The 17,967-nt window shown below is 61.1% G+C and carries 17 protein-coding genes; 8 read left to right on the plus strand and 9 right to left on the minus strand.

All coding sequences use genetic code 11. The features are described 5' to 3' along the window. Nucleotides 1-34: 34 nt before the first annotated feature. The 8 genes from Mame_RS03730 to hemE form a co-directional block, all read right to left on the minus strand. A complete protein-coding gene (locus tag Mame_RS03730) occupies nt 35-907 on the minus strand; it encodes a ParB/RepB/Spo0J family partition protein (protein WP_026173574.1) in 873 nt (290 codons plus the stop codon). 22 nt (nt 908-929) lie between these two features. After that, nucleotides 930-1,724, minus strand: a complete 795-nt coding sequence (locus Mame_RS03735) for a ParA family protein (RefSeq protein WP_026173573.1) — start codon at nt 1,722-1,724, stop codon at nt 930-932. 14 nt (nt 1,725-1,738) lie between these two features. Continuing rightward, a complete protein-coding gene (rsmG, locus tag Mame_RS27105; protein WP_018065379.1) occupies nt 1,739-2,356 on the minus strand; it encodes a 16S rRNA (guanine(527)-N(7))-methyltransferase RsmG in 618 nt (205 codons plus the stop codon). A 3-nt stretch (nt 2,357-2,359) separates the two neighbouring features. Further along, complete coding sequence (mnmG, locus tag Mame_RS03745) at nt 2,360-4,207, minus strand: tRNA uridine-5-carboxymethylaminomethyl(34) synthesis enzyme MnmG (RefSeq protein ID WP_018065378.1); 1,848 nt, start codon at nt 4,205-4,207, stop codon at nt 2,360-2,362. 132 nt (nt 4,208-4,339) lie between these two features. Continuing rightward, nucleotides 4,340-5,650 carry a tRNA uridine-5-carboxymethylaminomethyl(34) synthesis GTPase MnmE gene (mnmE, locus tag Mame_RS03750; protein ID WP_018065377.1) on the minus strand — a complete coding sequence of 437 codons (1,311 nt, stop codon included), beginning with the start codon at nt 5,648-5,650 and terminating at the stop codon, nt 4,340-4,342. A gap of 336 nt (nt 5,651-5,986) precedes the next feature. After that, complete coding sequence (rho, locus tag Mame_RS03755; RefSeq protein ID WP_026173571.1) at nt 5,987-7,252, minus strand: transcription termination factor Rho; 1,266 nt, start codon at nt 7,250-7,252, stop codon at nt 5,987-5,989. A gap of 199 nt (nt 7,253-7,451) precedes the next feature. Further along, nucleotides 7,452-7,982 carry a protoporphyrinogen oxidase HemJ gene (hemJ, locus tag Mame_RS03760; RefSeq protein WP_018065375.1) on the minus strand — a complete coding sequence of 177 codons (531 nt, stop codon included), beginning with the start codon at nt 7,980-7,982 and terminating at the stop codon, nt 7,452-7,454. A 25-nt stretch (nt 7,983-8,007) separates the two neighbouring features. Beyond that, a complete protein-coding gene (hemE, locus tag Mame_RS03765) occupies nt 8,008-9,033 on the minus strand; it encodes a uroporphyrinogen decarboxylase (protein ID WP_018065374.1) in 1,026 nt (341 codons plus the stop codon). Between the two features lie 408 nt (nt 9,034-9,441). On the opposite strand from hemE, the gene Mame_RS03770 reads away from it, so the two are divergent. Genes Mame_RS03770 through dnaQ form a run of 5 tightly spaced genes read left to right on the plus strand, consistent with a single transcriptional unit; the run spans nt 9,442 to nt 13,083 of the window. After that, nucleotides 9,442-10,263, plus strand: a complete 822-nt coding sequence (locus Mame_RS03770; protein WP_018065373.1) for a pyruvate, water dikinase regulatory protein — start codon at nt 9,442-9,444, stop codon at nt 10,261-10,263. Nucleotides 10,264-10,282: 19 nt separating this feature from the next. Beyond that, a complete protein-coding gene (locus Mame_RS03775) occupies nt 10,283-10,897 on the plus strand; it encodes a Maf family nucleotide pyrophosphatase (RefSeq protein ID WP_018065372.1) in 615 nt (204 codons plus the stop codon). Continuing rightward, on the plus strand, nt 10,890-11,750 hold the full coding sequence (locus Mame_RS03780) for a shikimate dehydrogenase (protein ID WP_018065371.1): 861 nt from the start codon (nt 10,890-10,892) through the stop codon (nt 11,748-11,750). Before Mame_RS03775 ends, Mame_RS03780 begins: the two co-directional genes overlap by 8 nt. Next, nucleotides 11,747-12,370: a dephospho-CoA kinase gene (coaE, locus tag Mame_RS03785; protein WP_018065370.1), complete on the plus strand. Its 624-nt coding sequence runs from the start codon at nt 11,747-11,749 to the stop codon at nt 12,368-12,370. The genes Mame_RS03780 and coaE overlap by 4 nt, the downstream gene beginning before the upstream one ends. After that, nucleotides 12,370-13,083, plus strand: a complete 714-nt coding sequence (dnaQ, locus tag Mame_RS03790) for a DNA polymerase III subunit epsilon (protein ID WP_018065369.1) — start codon at nt 12,370-12,372, stop codon at nt 13,081-13,083. Before coaE ends, dnaQ begins: the two co-directional genes overlap by 1 nt. 224 nt (nt 13,084-13,307) lie before the next feature. Here the strand turns inward: dnaQ and Mame_RS03795 are convergent, their stop codons facing one another. After that, on the minus strand, nt 13,308-14,198 hold the full coding sequence (locus Mame_RS03795) for an NAD-dependent epimerase/dehydratase family protein (protein WP_018065368.1): 891 nt from the start codon (nt 14,196-14,198) through the stop codon (nt 13,308-13,310). A gap of 236 nt (nt 14,199-14,434) precedes the next feature. Here Mame_RS03795 and Mame_RS03800 point away from each other — a divergent pair, with 236 nt between their 5' ends. From Mame_RS03800 to Mame_RS03810, 3 genes are all read left to right on the plus strand, one after another. After that, nucleotides 14,435-15,388, plus strand: coding sequence for a sugar-binding transcriptional regulator (locus tag Mame_RS03800; RefSeq protein WP_018065366.1), 954 nt, complete (start codon nt 14,435-14,437; stop codon nt 15,386-15,388). 144 nt (nt 15,389-15,532) lie between these two features. After that, entirely contained in the window at nt 15,533-16,627 is a 1,095-nt protein-coding gene (gene nspC, locus Mame_RS03805; protein WP_018065365.1) for a carboxynorspermidine decarboxylase, read from the plus strand. A 58-nt stretch (nt 16,628-16,685) separates the two neighbouring features. Then, nucleotides 16,686-17,930, plus strand: a complete 1,245-nt coding sequence (locus Mame_RS03810; protein WP_018065364.1) for a saccharopine dehydrogenase family protein — start codon at nt 16,686-16,688, stop codon at nt 17,928-17,930. Nucleotides 17,931-17,967: the final 37 nt, after the last annotated feature.

Below are 17,967 nucleotides of genomic sequence, written 5' to 3' on the forward strand. Positions count from 1 at the left end.
AATACCTGAATCAGAATAGAAAAATTGTGTCATATCAATTTGGCGTGCGATCCAGACGACGGCACAGATCGTCGAGCTGGTCGAGCGTCTTGTAGCTGATCCGAATCTGCCCGCCATTGGATTTATGGTCGATCACGACCGACAGTCCAAGCCGATCGGAAAGCGTCTGCTCCAGCGCCAGCGTATCGGCATCCTTCTGGCGCGGCGCCCGGTTGCTCTGGCCACCGCCCTCGATCGCCTTTTGCGCCAGTTTCTCGGCGTCGCGCACCGAAAGGCCGCGCTCGACAATGGTCCGTGCCAGGCTTGCAGGATCGGGCGTGGAGATCAGGGCGCGGGCATGACCGGCCGACAAAGCGCCTTCGGCCAGCATTGTCTGGACCCCTTCGGGCAGCTTCAGCAGCCGCAGGCTGTTAGCGACATGGCTGCGGCTTTTGCCGATAATGTCGCCGAGATCGTTCTGGGTATAGCCATGTTCGGCGATCAGCAGCTCGTAACCATTGGCCTCTTCCAGCGGGTTGAGGTCGGCGCGCTGGACGTTTTCGACAATCGCGATTTCCAGCGCCGTGCGGTCATCGACATCGCGGATCAGCGCCGGTACATCGGCGAGACCTGCAAGCTGCGCCGCGCGCCAACGGCGTTCGCCGGCGATGATTTCATAGCGCTGGGTGCCGATGGTGCGCACCACGACCGGCTGGACGATGCCGTGCTGGCGTACGGAGGCGGCCAGATCACGCAGATCCGCTTCCTCGAAATGGCGGCGGGGATTGCGCGGGTTGCGGGTGATGAACTCGATCGGAATCCGGCGATCGGCCGTGACCGGCGCATCGGTCTCGGCAGGCTTTTCGATATCGCCGATCAGGGCGGCCAGGCCGCGGCCAAGACGCCGTTTGGAACTGTCATCACTCATCGCATTCACCATGTTTGTCGCGTCAGGCAGCCGCCAGCGCGCGCTCGCGCTGGATGATTTCCGAGGCAAGCTGGATATAGGCCTGGCTGCCCTGACATTTGAGATCGTAAAGGATCACCGGCTTGCCGAAGGACGGCGCCTCTGAGACCCGGACATTGCGCGGAATCAGCGTCTTGTAGACCTTGTCGCCCATATAGTCGCGCACATCGCTGACCACCTGCTGGGCAAGATTGTTGCGGCTGTCATACATGGTCAGCACCACGCCCTGGATTTCAAGTTTAGGATTGATGGTGCTGCGCACCTCCGAGACGGTGTCGAGAAGCTGGCTGAGGCCCTCCAACGCGAAAAATTCGCATTGTAGCGGCACGAGAATGGCATTGGCCGCACCCATGGCATTCATCGTCAGAAGATTGAACGAAGGCGGACAATCGCAGAACACATAGCGGTAATTGCTGATATCGCTGTGCGACAGCGCATCGCGCAGCTTGAACACACGGCGGGGATCGCTGGCGATCTCGAGCTCGAAACCCAGCAGATCGAGCGTCGAGGGAACGATATCAAGATTGGGCACGGCGGTGTGAACCGCGGCCTCGGCCACCGTCTTCTCGCCGATGAGCACATCATAGGCCGAAATTTCGCGCTGATTGCGCTCGATGCCAAGCCCGGTGGAGGCATTGCCCTGCGGATCGAGATCGACGATCAGGACCTTTTCGCCGATGGCGGCGAGCGCGGTCGCCAGGTTGATCGCCGTCGTCGTCTTGCCGACGCCGCCCTTCTGGTTGGCGACGGTAATGATCCGGGTTTTCTGGTTCATGATCGTCCCGCCTGTCTTCAAAGAACCGGTGCAAGGCGCGCGATTTCGAGGATTACGGAGCCGGGCTCGACCTTGCTTTCATGTTTTACCAGATCGAACGACCATCGGTCACGTGCTTTGTCGAGTTCGCGCTGATAATCCCGCCCCTTGTGGAAAAAGGCCCGAAAGGAAGGGTCTGCAGAGAACCAGGGCGCGGCGTAATCCAGCAGCTGATCGAGCGCAGCCAGCGCCCGGGCGGACATCAGCTGCGGGTGCTCGATCTCCGCCGGCGCGGTCTCGGCACGGATCGCATGAACGCTGGCGCGCGCGCCGGTCTCGCGGATCGCGGTGCGCAGGAACGAAGCCTTCTTGTTGTTGCTTTCGACCAGATGCACCCAGCCCTCATTGGCCTCGGCCAGAAAGATCGCCGTTACGATCCCCGGAAAGCCGCCACCGCTGCCGAGATCGATCCAGGTCCTGGGCCCCCGCGCCAGCTGAAACAGCTGCGCGCTGTCGGCGATATGCCGATCCCATATCTGCTGGCGCGTTGACGGCGCGACCAGATTGATGGCGCGCGCCCATTTTTCGAAGTGGCTGACGAAGCGGTCCAGCCGCGCCTCTGTTTCACGTGAAACATCGATGCCATTCAGCTTCATCGCTCAGGCCGCCCGCAGCTTCAGGCGCACGAGCAGCAACGACAGCGCCGCCGGCGTCATGCCGTCAATGCGGCTCGCCTGGGCAATGGTCGCCGGCCGCGCCGCCGAGAGCTTGCCCTTGAGCTCATTCGAGAGACCGGACAGGCTGTCGTAATCGAACTCCAGCGGTATCGCCCTCCCCTCGTCGCGTTGCACCTCGGCGATATCGGCCGCCTGACGATCGAGATAGACAGCATAGGATGCCTCGATTTCCAGCGCGGTTTGCACGGATTCCGGCATATCGCCAAGCTCGGGCCATATCGACGTCAACCCGGAAAAATCCTGCTCCGGATAGGCAAGCAGGTCATAGGCGCTGCGACGCTGACCGTCCTGATTGAGTTTCAACCCATGGCGCGCCGCCTCGTTGGGTGTCAGGGACCGGCCCTTCAGCGCCGCCCTGCCCTCATCGATCGCGGCCATATAGGAGGAGAATTTTTCCCGCCGCTCATGCGAGACAATGCCGAGCGCCACCGCCATCGGCGTCAGCCGCTGGTCGGCATTGTCGGCCCGCAGCGTCAGACGATACTCGGCGCGCGAGGTGAACATGCGGTAGGGTTCGGCGACACCCCGCGTGGTGAGGTCATCGATCATCACGCCGATATAGGAGTCCGTCCGCGAGAAGGTCACCGGCTCGGAGCCGGACGCCAGCATCGCGGCATTCAGTCCCGCCACCAGTCCCTGAGCGCCCGCCTCTTCATAACCGGTCGTCCCGTTGATCTGGCCCGCCAGAAACAGACCGCCAAGCTTTTTCAATTCAAGCGAGGCCGACAGTTCGCGCGGATCGACATGATCATACTCGATGGCATAGCCCGGCTGCAGGATCGTCACCTTCTCCAGACCCGGGATGGCGTGAATGAAGGCGTCCTGAACCTCTTCCGGCAGCGATGTCGAAATGCCGTTCGGATAGACCGTCGGATCGTCGAGACCCTCCCGCTCAAGAAAAATCTGGTGCCCATCCCGATCGCCGAACCGCATGATCTTGTCTTCGACCGAAGGACAATAGCGCGGCCCGACGCCTTCGATCTGGCCGGAATACATCGCCGACAGGCCGATATTCTTGCGAATGATCTCGTGCACCTTCTGCGTGGTCCGGGTGATGCCGCAATTGATCTGCGGATTCCGCACGCCCGTCGTCATGAATGAAAATGGCGTCGGGTCGGCATCCGCGCTCTGGCGCTCAAGCGAATCCCAGTCGATGGTGCGGCCATCGAGCCGCGCCGGTGTGCCGGTCTTCAACCGTCCAAGTGAAAGGCCAAGCCGCGATAGCGTGCCCGACAGGCCGACAGATGCCGCCTCCCCCACGCGACCCGCGGGGATCTTTTTATTGCCGATATGGATAAGTCCGCGCAGAAACGTGCCCGTCGTCAGCACGGCCGCGGCGCAAGCGAAGCGTTGACCATCACCGAGGATGACCGCCGAGACACGGCCATTGGCGGTTTCGAGATCGAAGACATCGCCTTCGAGAATGTCGAGATTTGCGATCTCAGAGAGCGCCGCCTGCATGGCCTGACGGTAGAGCTTGCGATCCGCCTGGCTGCGGGGTCCGCGCACGGCCGGCCCCTTGCGCCGGTTCAACATGCGATACTGGATCGCGCCGGCATCGGCGACGCGGCCCATCAGCCCATCAAGCGCATCGATCTCCCGCACGAGATGGCCCTTGCCAAGCCCGCCGATTGCGGGATTGCAGGACATCACGCCGATGGTTTCCCGGCGATGGGTGATCAACGCGGTCTTCGCGCCGGCGCGGGCCGCGGCGCTCGCGGCCTCGCAACCGGCATGGCCGCCGCCAATGACGATGACATCATAGGACATTCGTGACTCCATGGCTCGACGGGACGCTGCCCGGAGCCTTTCTCCGCCGCTTGCGCGGCTGGTCATTTTCAAAACGTTGTGCCGACTGTCGGCGCACGAGTCAAGATTGTTTCACGTGAAACAAAAACCGGGTCACTTGCCGACGCAGAACGAGGAGAAGATCACGTCCAGCAAATCCTCGACATCCACCCGCCCGGTGATTCTGCCAAGCGCGACAGCGGCCTGCCGCAAGGATTCAGCGGGGATCTCCGGCGAGTAGTCGCGGGCGTCCAATGCTGCCTGAATATGACGCAGCGTTTCCTTGAGATAACCGACCTGGCGATCGCGCACCGGCAGCGACAACGATGCGCCCGCAAGCCGGGCCTCAAGCCGCGCCTTTATCATCTCGACCAGACGATCCATGCCAGCGCCTGTGCGCGACGAAATCAGCAGGTCAAAGTCAGCCCCGGTTTGGTTGCCGATATCCGCCTTGGTGCCGATCCGAAGGCACTCGCCTTCGAAGCGCTCCGCCGGCTGGCCCGCCCCTATGTCACCGAGGGAAAGGATCAAATCCGCCTCCTCGAGCAGGGCCCTTGCCCGGCGCATGCCTTCCGCCTCGACGACATCATCGCTTTCGCGTAGACCAGCAGTGTCGCACAGCCGAACGGCGTAGCCATCCAGGTCGAGATAAACCTCCAGAATATCGCGCGTGGTGCCGGCGACGTCGGTAACGATCGCGACATCGCGCCGCGCCAGCGCGTTCAGAAGGCTGGATTTTCCGGCATTGGGAGGACCGGCGATTACCACGCGATAACCATCGCGAATGATCTCCCCTGCCCTGCTGCCGGCAATGTGACTTTCGATCTGGTGACCGACTTCCTCGACTGTGCCCCAGATCGTGGCAGAAACCGAACCGGGAATATCGTCCTCATCGGAAAAATCGAGTTCGGCTTCGATCATCGCCCGCGCATGGGTCAGTTCGCGCGCCCAGCCGTCATAGAGCTCGGAAAGGCCCCCGCCTGCCTGTTCCAGCGCCAGCCGGCGCTGCATCTCGGTTTCGGCGCCAATCATGTCGGAAAGCCCTTCGGCCTCGACCAGATCGATCTTGCCGTTTTCAAAGGCCCGGCGGGTAAACTCTCCGGCCTCGGCATGCCGCAGCCCCAGACCGGCCAATCGATCGAGCAGCGCCCGCACCACTGCGCGCCCGCCATGAAGCTGGAACTCGATGCAATCCTCGCCGGTGAAGGAGGCCGGCCCCGCAAAAACCAGAACCAGAGCCGTGTCGATGGGCGAACCTGCCGCGTCGACAAGCCTCATCAGGCGCGCCTTGCGCGGCGCGGGCACTTCGCCGGTAATCGCTCGGCAACAGGAAAACGCGTCTTTTCCCGACACCCGCACCACCGCCACGCCGGAAGGCAAGGCGCCGCTCGATAGCGCGTAGATGGTGTCGCCGGCAGCGGACATTTTAGAGAAACCTGTTTTATTTCAATATCTTATCAGTATGGAGCGACGCGCCATTAATCCGCTGCCGCATGGGCAAGGCGTTACCGCTTGCTCCTAATATTTTCTCCCGCTGGCGGGAGAGATGCCCCGAAAGGGGCAGTGAGGGTAAAGCAGCATTTCAAATCGTGAGGGCGTTCGCGGGGATAGGCTCCCCCCTCACTGTCGCTTTCGCGACATCTCTCCCCTCCGGGGCGAGAAGATTTGGGGGCTATGCGGCAACGCCATACTTAATCGTCTGGGCCTAGCGCCATCATACGTCGATCTTGCAACGAAGCTTCCCTGCGGAACAGCCCCCGCTCAGGTATTCATCGATTCGAAGAATTCGGCGTTGTTCTTGGTCTGCTTCAGCTTGTCGATCAGGAATTCGATGCCGTCCGTGGTGCCCATGGGCGCGAGGATGCGGCGGAGGACGAAGATCTTCTGCAGGTCCTGGCGCGGCACGAGCAGGTCTTCCTTGCGGGTGCCGGACTTGAGAATGTCCATGGCCGGGAAGATGCGCTTGTCGGCCACCTTGCGGTCGAGCACGATTTCGGAATTGCCGGTGCCCTTGAATTCCTCGAAGATCACCTCGTCCATACGGCTGCCGGTATCGATCAGCGCCGTTGCGATGATCGTCAGCGAACCGCCCTCCTCGATATTGCGCGCGGCACCGAAGAAGCGCTTCGGCCGCTGCAGCGCATTGGCGTCGACACCGCCGGTCAGCACCTTGCCGGAGGACGGAACGACCGTGTTGTAGGCGCGGCCGAGACGGGTGATACTATCGAGCAGGATCACGACATCGCGGCCGTGCTCCACCAGGCGCTTTGCCTTTTCGATAACCATTTCAGCAACTTGCACGTGGCGTACGGCCGGTTCGTCGAAGGTGGATGAGACCACTTCGCCCTTCACCGAACGCTGCATGTCGGTCACTTCCTCGGGCCGCTCATCGATCAAGAGCACAATCAGGAAACATTCGGGGTGATTGGCGGTGATCGAATGGGCGATATTCTGCAAGAGTACCGTCTTGCCGGTGCGCGGCGGGGCGACAATCAGGCCACGCTGGCCCTTGCCGAGCGGCGCGACCAGATCGATGACGCGGGCGGAGTTGTCCTTCGAGGTCGGGTTGTCGAGCTCCATCTTGAAGCGCTCATCGGGATAGAGCGGCGTCAGATTGTCGAAATGGACCTTGTGACGGATCTTTTCCGGATCGTCGGAATTGATGGTGTTGACCTTGAGCAGCGCGAAATACCGCTCGCCTTCCTTCGGTCCGCGGATCGGCCCTTCAACCGTGTCGCCGGTCTTCAGCGCGAAGCGGCGGATCTGGGAAGGCGAAATATAGATATCGTCCGGGCCGGGAAGATAGTTGGCATTGGCCGAACGCAGGAACCCGAAACCGTCCTGAAGGACCTCGACAACGCCCTCGCCGATGATCTCGACGTCCTGGGCCGCAAGCATCTTGAGGATGGCAAACATGAGTTCCTGTTTGCGCAAGGTGCTCGCGCCCTCGACTTCGACAGATTCGGCAAAGGCAAGGAGATCGGTAGGCGTTTTACTCTTCAGTTCCTGAAGCTTCATTTGAGACATGAAGAAAACCGTGATGTTGTCATGATGATAGCAAGGCCGGTTGCGCTGGTAGAGCAGTGCCAATTCGGATTGGCAAAGGGGGATACTTTCGCACAGCCTTTTGGATGAGTGGCCGGAAGATACTGATTTGCCGCTGACGTTACAAGAGCAAAAACCGCATTTTTATCGCTGAAACCGGCCTAATCCGTTCATCAAATGATTAAAACGGCTTCAAAACCACCATTATGACGATAATGATCATCAAAACGGTCGGCGCCTCGTTCACGATCCGCCAGTGTTTCGCGCTCTTTATACGCTTGTCGGCCGCAAAATCCTTCATCGCCCTGCTGAAATAGCCATGCACCCCGGATAGCACAAAAACCGCCAGAATCTTGACATGCAGCCAACCGCCGGAAAACCGGTATCCCTCCCAGGCGAGGTATAGACCGAAGATCCATGTCAGAATCATGGCCGGGTTCATGATTGCCTTCATCAGCCGGTATTCCATGACCTTGAAGGTTTCCGAGCTTTCCGAACCGGGCGTTGTATCGGCATGGTAGACGAACAGGCGCGGCAGATAGAACATGCCGGCCATCCAGGCGATCACCGCCATGATGTGGATTGCCTTGGCCCAGAGATAGAAATTATCGCGGTCAAAGATGTAGATGCCAAGACAGAGCGCCAGAAACGCCAGCAGCGCCGTCATGGCCCGTCCTGCCGCCTTGCTGCCGGCATTGTTCTGCTCTGCCATCAGGCATCCTCCCTCTTGAAAAAAATTATTCTTCGCCTCTCACGAGCCGGACAAGCGCTGCCACATGCTCCGGATCGGCCTCGGGCGTGATTCCGTGGCCAAGATTGAAGATCAGCGGTCCGTCCGCAAGCGCTTCGAGAATGGCAAGGGCGCGGCTTTTCATCGCATGGCCGCCGGCGACCACGGAAAGCGGGTCAAGATTGCCCTGCACTGGCCCATCCTTCTGCAGGTCTCTGGCGATGGCAAGAGGCACCGTCCAGTCGAGGCCGATCGCGTCCGCGCCAGTCTTGGCGCGATACGAGGCGAGGTTGGGGCCCGCGCCCTTGGCGAAGGCGATGATCTTCGCCTCCGGATGCGCCGCCCGCACTTTCGCAACGATCCGCGCGACGGGTGCCGCAGCAAAGTCGGCAAAATCCTCCTCGCCGAGCACACCGGCCCAGCTGTCGAAGATCTGCACCGCGCCGGCGCCGGCCTCAAGCTGGCGGATCAGGTAATCGGCCGAGAGATCGGCAAGGTAGTCGAGCAGTTTCAGGAATTCGCGTCTGTGGCGATAGGCAAACAGCCGCGCCGGCGCCTGGTCGGGGGTGCCGCGTCCGGCAATCATATAGGTCGCCACGGTAAAGGGCGCGCCGCAGAAACCGAGCAGCGCCGTTTCCTCCGGTAACTCCCGGCGTATCCGCCTCACCGCTTCGATGACCGGATCGAGCCGGCCTGCGTCATAGCTCTTTTCAAGAGCCAAGATGCCGTCTGCGTTGATCGGATCAAGTCTCGGTCCTTCCCCGGCCTCAAAGCGGACATTGCGCTTCAGCGCATCGGGAATGACCAGAATGTCGGAAAACAGGATCGCCGCGTCAAAGCCATATCGCCTGATCGGCTGCAGCGTCACTTCCGTTGCAAAATCCGGATTATAGCAGAGGTTCAGAAAGCCTCCGGCCTTCTCCCGCACGGCGCGGTACTCCGGCAGATAGCGTCCTGCCTGGCGCATCAGCCAGATCGGCGGCGGGTTTACGGTTTCGCCATCCAGCACCCGTTCCAGTGCTCTTTTCGCCATATCCCCAGCCTCGCCTCTAAATGAATCTTGTTATCTTCGGTTTCTTTTATTTCTTAGAGTCTGTGACGATCAAGGATTAAAGCTTTTGCCGCAGTTATGAGTCATTTCCCCGGTTTCCAGTTTCGCATCGATGATTTTTGGAACCGTGATTTCGGCAAACCGGGGATTTCGCTGTTCACCTCAATGGATTCAACGCCTCCCGGCTCTGGCGCAAGACGGAAACCCTGTGTAAAACCCACGGCAAAGCGGTGCGATGGTCGGCATTGTCCCCGTTTTCAACAGGCTGGATTTCACGCTTCCGTCATTTGAGCATATGTGGATAAACACGCGCACTGCCCACAGGCGAAAACCGGATGAGATTTTTCGTCCCGGTTTCTCCAATGTTATGAACAGCAGGCGAAGGACATCGTGGAAAACCGGAAAAACTTCTTTCACCTGCATCTGATCTCCGATTCGACGGGCGAAACGCTGATCTCGGCGGGCCGCGCGGTATCCGCCCAGTTCGGCGGTCATGAGCCGATCGAGCATGTCTATCCGCTCATCAGAAGCCGCAAGCAGCTGCTCACCGTGCTGCGCGCGATCGATGATGCGCCGGGCATCGTGCTTTATACCGTGGTCAACGAGGAGCTTTCCGCCCTGATCCACGAAATGTGTCGCGACATGGGCGTGCCGAGCGTCAATGTGCTGGAGCCGGTGGCCGCCGTCTTCCAGTCCTATCTCGGCACCACGCTGCAACGCCGCGTCGGCGCCCAGCACAGCCTCAACGAGGATTATTTCGCCCGCATCGAGGCGCTGAATTTCACCATGGAACATGATGACGGCCAGATGCCCGAGACCTATGACGAGGCCGATATCGTCATACTGGGGATCAGCCGGACATCGAAAACGCCGACATGCGTCTATCTCGCCAATCGCGGCGTCAAGGCGGCCAATATCCCGATCGTGCCGGGGGTTGCCCTGCCGGACAGTCTCTACAGCGCTGAAAAGCCGCTGATCGTCTGCCTGATCGCGTCCACGGGGCGGATTTCGCAGGTGCGCGAATATCGTGAATTCGGCGCCGGCGGCGATCACGGCAAGAGCGATTATACCGACCGCGCCGTCATTGCCGAGGAGCTGAAATATGCCCGCTCGCTGGCCGCCCGAAACGACTGGCCGATCATCGATGTCACGCGCCGCTCGATCGAGGAGACGGCGGCCGCCATCCTCGCCCTGAAACACCAGCGCGGCTGACAAGGCCGGAAGGAGAGACATGAGCGCTACCTATGAAAAACCCGCGATCGTGCTTGCCTCGACCAGCCCCTCGCGCCGGGCGCTGCTCGCAAATGCCGGACTCGTCTTCACCGCCAAAAAGCCCGATGTCGACGAGCGCGCCGTCGAAGCGCCCTATCTGAAGACGGGCGCAACACCCGCCTTCCTGGCGGCTCTGCTGTCGCGCGAAAAGGCGCTCGCTGTTTCGGCGCGGGCGGAAAATGCTTTTGTGATCGGTGGCGACCAGGTCATGGAATTCGAAGGCCGGCCCTATTCCAAGCCGGAAAGCCGGGAAGAGGCCCGCGATCATCTCAAGCGGCTTTCGGGCAAAAGCCATTCGCTGATCAGCGCATTCGCCATCGCCAGAGACGGCGAAATTGTCTTCGAAGCCGCGGAGACGGCGCGGCTCACCATGCGCACACTCGGTGAGGCGGCGATCGATCGCTATCTCGCGCTGCTACCGGATGAGGTGCTTTTTTCCTCCGGCGTTTACCAGCTTGAAGGACCGGGCGTGCAACTGTTTTCGAAAATCGAGGGCGACTTTTTCACGATACTGGGCCTGCCGATGCTGACGCTTTTGAAGGCCTTGCGCAAACTGGGAGCGATTGATGAATGATTCACGTGAAACGGCAAAGCCAAGGGCCTGCGTCATCGGCCATCCGGTGGATCAATCGCGCTCGCCGCTGGTGCATGGCTACTGGCTGAAGAAATACGACATTGACGGGGACTATGTCCGCCAGGATGTCGCGCCCGGCGCAATCGGCGAATTCATGGAAAAGTTGCGTTCCGGCGAGGCCGGCTATGTCGGCTGCAATGTCACCATGCCCTACAAGGCCGCGGCCTTCGAGCTTGCCGATGAGCGCGACGAGCTTGCCACCACGCTCGGCGTCGCCAACACGCTGTGGGTGGAAGACGGCCGCATCCACGCCACCAATACCGATGGATTCGGCTTTGCCAGCAGCCTCGACGCGCTCCATCCCGGCTGGGATTATGCCGAGCGCGCGGTGGTGCTGGGCGCCGGCGGCGGGGCGAGCGCCGTGGTGCTGGCGCTGAAGAACCGCGGCTTTTCCCATGTCCATATCGTCAACCGCACGCTGGCGCGCGCCTCCGAACTCGCCTTCAGGCTCGGCGACCGGGTCCATGCCCACGACATGGACAATCTCGAGGCGGTGATGGAAGGCGCGGGCCTGTTCGTCAACACCACCTCGCTCGGCATGAAGGGCGGCGCGGTGCCGGATTTCGATTTTTCGCCACTGCATGAAAACGCGATCGTCGCCGATATCGTCTATGTGCCGCTCGAAACGCCGATCCTCAAACAGGCGAAACAACAGGGTTTCAGGACCGCCGAGGGGATCGGCATGCTGCTTTATCAGGCCGTGCCCGGTTTCGAGAAATGGTTCGGCAGGACGCCCGAGGTCGATGACGGGCTGATGACCGAAATCCTCGCCGATCTCGGGGAAACCGCATGATCGTGCTCGGCCTCACCGGATCGATCGGCATGGGCAAGTCGACCACGGCGGGCTTTTTCGCCGAGGCCGGCATGCCGGTCTTCAATGCCGATGACGCCGTGCACCGGCTTTATCGCGGCCGTGCTGTCGAACCTGTGGAAGCGGCCTTCCCCGGCGTCGCCGTCAATGGCGCGATCGACCGGCAGAAGCTCAGCAAAGCGCTTGCCGGCAAGGCCGAGAACTTCAAGCGGCTCGAGGCGATCGTCCACCCGCTGGTGCGCGAGGAACGACGCGCCTTTCTGAAACAGGCCAGCGTCGATGGCGCGCCGATCGCGGTGCTCGACATACCGCTGCTTTACGAGACCGGCGGCGAGCGCGATGTCGATTATGTCGTGGTCGTCACCTGCGATCCGGAAATCCAGCGCCAACGCGTGCTGTCGCGGCCGGAAATGACGGTGGAAAAACTCGAAACCGTGCTGAAACAACAGTTCCCCGATGGCGAAAAACGCGCGCGGGCCGATTATATTGTCGACACTGGCAATGGCATGGACGCGGCGCGCGCGGCGGTTGGCGCGATCATTGCCGAACTGAAAACACGGGGCCCGCGGGCGACAAGAGACAGCACAAGGGACAGCATCTGATGAAGGCGCAGCGCGATATCATCTTCGATACCGAAACCACAGGTATGGACAAGAATGACGATCGGATCATCGAGATCGGCGCGGTCGAACTGATCGACCATTTTCCGACCGGGCGCACCTTCCACGTCTATATCAATGCCGATGGCAAGACCGTGCATCCGGAAGCCCTGCAGGTGCATGGAATCACCGACGAGTTCCTGCAGGACAAGCCGAAATTCTCGGAAATCGCCGATGATCTTCTGGCCTTTTTCGAGGGTGCGCGCTGGATCGCCCACAACGCCGCCTTCGATATGGGCTTCATCAATGTCGAGCTCGGTCGCCTTGGCAAGGGACCGATCGCCGATGACATGGTTCTCGACACGCTGGCACTGGCGCGCCGCAAGCATCCGATGGGCCCCAACAGCCTCGACGCGCTCTGCAAGCGTTATTCGATCGACAATGCCCACCGCACCAAGCACGGCGCGCTGCTCGATGCCGAACTGCTGGCGGAAGTCTATATCGAGATGTCGGGCGGCCGGCAGGCGGCGTTTCGCCTCGTCAATGCTGGCGATGGCGACCAGTATGACGCCGACGGCAATGTCCGCAAGCTCCCCCCCCTCGTCCGCCCCCGCCCCCTTGCCCCGCGCATTCACCCGGAAGAACTGGAAGCCCACGCGAAAATGGTCGCCGAGATCGGCGACAAGGCGTTGTGGCATTCGGTGGCGGTGGAGTAGCGGGCACGGCTTCGCCGCTTGCTCCCAATACTCTCTCCCGCTGGCGGGAGAGATGCCCCGACAGGGGCAGTGAGGGTGGCGCAGCGTATCAAGCCGTGAGGGCGTTCGCGGTGATGGACTCCCCCCTCACTGTCGCTTTCGCGACATCTCTCCCCTCCGGGGCGAGAAGATTGGGGGCTATGCGGTCAAGCCATACGCGACAGCCGTTTTCTTTCCGCCACGCCTCACCTCACATATTTGCGCCAGTCATGCTCTTCCTTGAACCCGAGAACCTCGCGGATCTTGCGGTTGGAGAGCGGGGCCTCGTATTCGTCCAATTCGCGCGTGATTGGCGTATTGGGCGCGTATTTGGCGAGGAAACTCCTGGTCGGTTCGTTGGCGGTGATGGTGTCGTTGGTGGCGTTGAACACCTGAAAGCCGAGGCCATCCTTTTCGAGGCAGAGATCGACGATCTGGCCGAGATCGCGGGCGTCGATATAGCTCCAGGCATTGCGCTTGCGCGACGGCGGGTCGGCGAGGAAGCCCGGGAAATTGACGTAGTCTTCCGGCGAGATCACGTTGCCGATCCTGAGGGCGTAAATGTCGGCGCCAAAGCGCATGGCGAAGGCACGCGCGGTCTTTTCGTTGCAGACCTTGGAAAGCCCGTAGCTGTCCATCGGGTCGACATCGTAATCCTCTTCCAGCGGGAAGGACTTGAAGTCCTTGTCGCCCTCGGTGAAGCAGACGCCATAGGTGGTTTCGCTCGACGCGATGATCACCTTGCGCACGCCAAGTTTCATCGCCGCCTCAATGACATTGTAGGTCGAGACCACATTGGTCTCATAGGTCACATTGTCGGGCTGCAGCAGCACCCGCGGCACGGCGGCGAAATGGACGACCGCGTCCGGCGCCTCCGGCAGCGCGCCGCTCTCATAGCCCTCAAAGCCGAAATGCATCGAAAGCGCGTTGAAAACCTCGCCGCTCTTGGTGAGATCGGTGGTGAGCGTGTTCACGCCGGGATGGTCGAACGGTTTCAGGTCGAGATTGAGGACGGAATGCCCCTTGTCCAGAAGATAGGGTATGACGTCGCGGCCGGCCTTGCCGCTGCCGCCGGTGAAAACGATACGCTTGCTCATGGTTCCTCACTGTCCGCCGTCTGGAAATGGCGGCTTTTCCCGATCCGTTCGGGCGGCGCGAAACCGCCGCTGCCTGCTTTTATCGTCATCGCCCCCCGATCGACAAGCGCCCGCGTGCCGAAAACCGGTTTCCGGGGAATGAGCGACGGCAAGCGCCGGGACTGGTTCCCTTCAGGCGCAGCAGACACTAAGCTGCCGGTTGACGAAGGCTCAACCAAGGAAGATGGCGGCCCGCAATGGCGAAAAAAATCGGCAAAACTTCCCGTCTCGACGATGCGGCGCGCGCCGGCTGGCTTTACTATGTCGCCGGGCGCACCCAAGACGAGATTGCCGCCGCCATGGGCATTTCCCGCCAGAGCGCCCAGCGCCTGGTATCGCTCGCCATGTCGGAACGCCTGATCAAGGTCCGCCTCGACCACCCGATCGCCGAATGCCTGGCGCTTTCAAGCGCGCTTCAGCAGGAATTCGGGCTGAAACAGGCAGTGGTGGTGCCGAGCGATCCGGGCTCCGACAGTTCCGTCGCCGGCATTGCCGAGGAAGGAGCCGCCGAAATCGAGCGCTGGCTGAAACGCGCCGAGCCGACGGTGCTTGCCATGGGCACCGGGCGCACGCTGCGCGCCGCCGTGGAACAATTGCCGCCGATGGATTGCCCGCAACACCGGATCGTCTCGCTCACCGGCAATATCAGCCCGGATGGCTCCGCGGCCTATTACAACGTCATCTTCCTGATGGCCGACGCCATCAATGCCCGCCATTTCCCGATGCCGCTGCCGGTTCTGGTATCGACGCCCGAGGAGCGCATCCTGTTTCACGCCCAGCCGCTGGTGAAGCCGACGCTGGAGCTCGGCGCCACGGCGGATGCGACATTCGTCGGCATCGGCGAGCTTGGCGCGCACGCGCCCCTTCTGGTCGATGGCTTCCTGACGGCCGGCGAGATGGAGGAACTGCTTGCCGCAGGCGCCGCCGGCGAAATCTGCGGCTGGATCTTCGACGACAACGGCCAGCTTCTGGACCACCCGATCAACCAGCGCGTCGCCAGCATTCCCATTCCGGTTCATGAGGATACCACGGTATTTGGCCTCGCCCGCGGCGCGCGCAAGCATCGCGCCATCCGCGCCGCCGTCCGCGGCGGACAGATCAACGCGCTGATCACCGATGAGGACGCGGCCCGCTATCTGTTGAAGGGCTGAGAGCGTTGCGGCCGGGGCTTTATGCTGTCGACCCGGCGAAATCCCCGCTTCGAGGTTGATTTTACCGTCCGCTTGAATATGTAGACCTCGACAGCCCGTCGCGCCCGGGCGCTTCTTTGACGCCGCCTGAAAGAGGTCACGCCGATGCAAACGCCCTATTATCTCATCGACAAGCAGCGCCTGACGGCGAATATGGAAAAGATCGCCTGGCTGCGCCAGGCCTCCGGCGCGAAGGCCCTGCTCGCGCTCAAATGCTTCGCCACCTGGTCGGTGTTCGACCTGATGAGCCAGTATATGGACGGCACCACCTCGTCATCGCTCTACGAGGTCAAGCTCGGCTACGAGAAATTCGGCGGCGAGACCCATGCCTATTCGGTGGCCTACGGCGAAGACGAGATCGACGAAGTGCTCGCCAATTGCGACAAGATCATCTTCAATTCGGTCGGTCAGCTTTCCCGGTTCGAGCGTCAGTCGGCTGACAGGATCCGCGGCCTGCGCGTCAACCCGCAGGTCTCGAGCTCGGATTTCGACCTCGCCGATCCCGCCCGGCCGTTCTCGCGGCTTGGCGAGCACGATCCGGCGGTGATCGAGCCGGTGCTCGACAAGGTTTCGGGCTTCATGTTCCATAATAATTGCGAAAACGAGGATTTCGAACGTTTCGACGACATGCTCGGCGTGATCGAAGAGCGTTTTGGCCATCTCCTCTCGCAGCTTGATTGGGTCAGCCTTGGCGGCGGCATCCATTTCACCGGCGAAAACTATCCGCTGGAAAGGCTCGCCGACCGGCTGAAGGCGTTTTCGGAGAAATACGGCGTTCAGGTCTATCTGGAACCCGGCGAGGCGGCGATTACGGGTGCCGCGACGCTGGAAGTGACGGTGCTCGACACGCTCAACAACGGCAAGGATCTCGCCATCGTCGATTCATCGATCGAGGCCCATATGCTCGATCTGCTGATCTATCGCGAGCGCGCCACGATTTTGCCCGATACCGGGCCGCACAAGGTTATGATCTGCGGCAAGTCCTGCCTTGCGGGCGATATTTTCGGCGAGTTTTCCTTCGAGCAGCCGGTCAGGGTCGGCGATCGTCTTTCGATCGAAAACGCCGCCGGTTATACGATGGTCAAGAAGAACTGGTTCAATGGCGTGAAAATGCCGGCGATCGCCCATCGGGAGCTGGATGGAACCATCCGCCCCGTGCGCCAGTTCGGCTATGAGGATTATGTCGCGAGCCTTTCGTGACGCTTGATTTTTCACCGGCCCAGCGGCCACAACGGACGAAACCGGAGACGTTGTCCTGATGAAGAAGAATGTCCTGATTATCGGCGCCGGCGGCGTCGCCCAGGTGGTGGCTCATAAATGCGCCCAGAACAATGATGTGCTCGGCGACATTCATATCGCCTCGCGCACCAAGGCGAAATGCGATGCGATCATCGAAAGCATCATGGAAAAGAAGGCGCTGAAGCAGGAAGGCGTCCTTCAGGCGCACCAGCTCGACGCGCTGGATATTCCCGCGACCGTCAGCCTGATCAAGGAGACCGGCGTCGAGATCGTTATCAATGTCGGCACGGCGTTTCTCAACATGTCGGTTCTGGAAGCCTGCCTCGAGACGGGCGCCGCCTATATCGACACCGCCATCCACGAGGAGCCGGACAAGATCTGCGAAACCCCGCCGTGGTATGCGAACTACGAGTGGAAGCGGAAGGATCGCTGCGCCGAGAAGGGCGTGACCGCGATCCTCGGCGCCGGCTTCGATCCGGGCGTCGTCAACGCCTATGCGCGGCTTGCCAAGGACGATTATGTCGACGACATCACCGATATCGATATCGTCGACATCAATGCCGGCAGCCACGGCAAGTATTTCGCCACGAACTTCGACCCGGAAATCAATTTCCGCGAGTTCACCGGCGTGGTCTATGCCTGGCAGAACAATGAGTGGACCACGAACAAGATGTTCGAGATTGGCCATGAGTTCGATCTGCCCGTCGTGGGCAAGCAGAAGGCCTATATGTCCGGCCATGACGAAATCCATTCGCTGGCCAAGAACATGGGCTCGCCCAATGTGCGCTTCTGGATGGGCTTCGGCGATCACTACATCAACGTCTTCACCGTGCTGAAGAGCCTCGGCCTGCTCTCCGAACAGCCGGTGAAATTGGCCGACGGCCAGGAAGTGGTGCCGCTCAAGGTGGTCAAGGCCGTGCTGCCCGATCCCTCCTCTCTTGCGCCCGGCTATACCGGCAACACCTGCATCGGCGATTTCGTCAAGGGCACCAAGGACGGCAAGCCGGCCGAAGTGTTCATCTACAACGTCTCCGATCACAAGGAAGCCTATAACGAGGTCGGCTCGCAGGGCATTTCCTACACCGCCGGCGTGCCCCCAGTTGCCGCCGCCATGCTGGTGGCGTCGGGCGAATGGGACGTGAAGACCATGGCCAATGTCGAGGAACTGCCGCCCAAGCCGTTCCTGCACATCCTGAACCAGATCGGCCTGCCGACCCGGGTGAAGGACAAGGATGGCGACCGGGCGCTCGATTTTTCGAAGTAAACTGAGACCCGGCGCGGCCTGTCGAAACAGGCCGCGC

Origin of the sequence: Martelella mediterranea DSM 17316 (assembly GCF_002043005.1) — a bacterium.
Lineage (GTDB): Bacteria > Pseudomonadota > Alphaproteobacteria > Rhizobiales > Rhizobiaceae > Martelella > Martelella mediterranea.

Bases quoted from the DNA above. Each gene is read 5' to 3' on its own strand.
- rho (WP_026173571.1), bottom strand. From the start codon at position 7,252: ATGTCTCAAATGAAGCTTCAGGAACTGAAGAGTAAAACGCCTACCGAT.
- Mame_RS03800 (WP_018065366.1), top strand. From the start codon at position 14,435: ATGGCGAAAAAAATCGGCAAAACTTCCCGTCTCGACGATGCGGCGCGC.
- coaE (WP_018065370.1), top strand. From the start codon at position 11,747: ATGATCGTGCTCGGCCTCACCGGATCGATCGGCATGGGCAAGTCGACC.
- hemJ (WP_018065375.1), bottom strand. From the start codon at position 7,982: ATGGCAGAGCAGAACAATGCCGGCAGCAAGGCGGCAGGACGGGCCATG.
- Mame_RS03795 (WP_018065368.1), bottom strand. From the start codon at position 14,198: ATGAGCAAGCGTATCGTTTTCACCGGCGGCAGCGGCAAGGCCGGCCGC.
- nspC (WP_018065365.1), top strand. From the start codon at position 15,533: ATGCAAACGCCCTATTATCTCATCGACAAGCAGCGCCTGACGGCGAAT.
- Mame_RS03780 (WP_018065371.1), top strand. From the start codon at position 10,890: ATGAATGATTCACGTGAAACGGCAAAGCCAAGGGCCTGCGTCATCGGC.
- mnmE (WP_018065377.1), bottom strand. From the start codon at position 5,650: ATGTCCGCTGCCGGCGACACCATCTACGCGCTATCGAGCGGCGCCTTG.
- mnmG (WP_018065378.1), bottom strand. From the start codon at position 4,207: ATGTCCTATGATGTCATCGTCATTGGCGGCGGCCATGCCGGTTGCGAG.
- Mame_RS03810 (WP_018065364.1), top strand. From the start codon at position 16,686: ATGAAGAAGAATGTCCTGATTATCGGCGCCGGCGGCGTCGCCCAGGTG.
- Mame_RS03775 (WP_018065372.1), top strand. From the start codon at position 10,283: ATGAGCGCTACCTATGAAAAACCCGCGATCGTGCTTGCCTCGACCAGC.
- hemE (WP_018065374.1), bottom strand. From the start codon at position 9,033: ATGGCGAAAAGAGCACTGGAACGGGTGCTGGATGGCGAAACCGTAAAC.
- rsmG (WP_018065379.1), bottom strand. From the start codon at position 2,356: ATGAAGCTGAATGGCATCGATGTTTCACGTGAAACAGAGGCGCGGCTG.
- dnaQ (WP_018065369.1), top strand. From the start codon at position 12,370: ATGAAGGCGCAGCGCGATATCATCTTCGATACCGAAACCACAGGTATG.
- Mame_RS03730 (WP_026173574.1), bottom strand. From the start codon at position 907: ATGAGTGATGACAGTTCCAAACGGCGTCTTGGCCGCGGCCTGGCCGCC.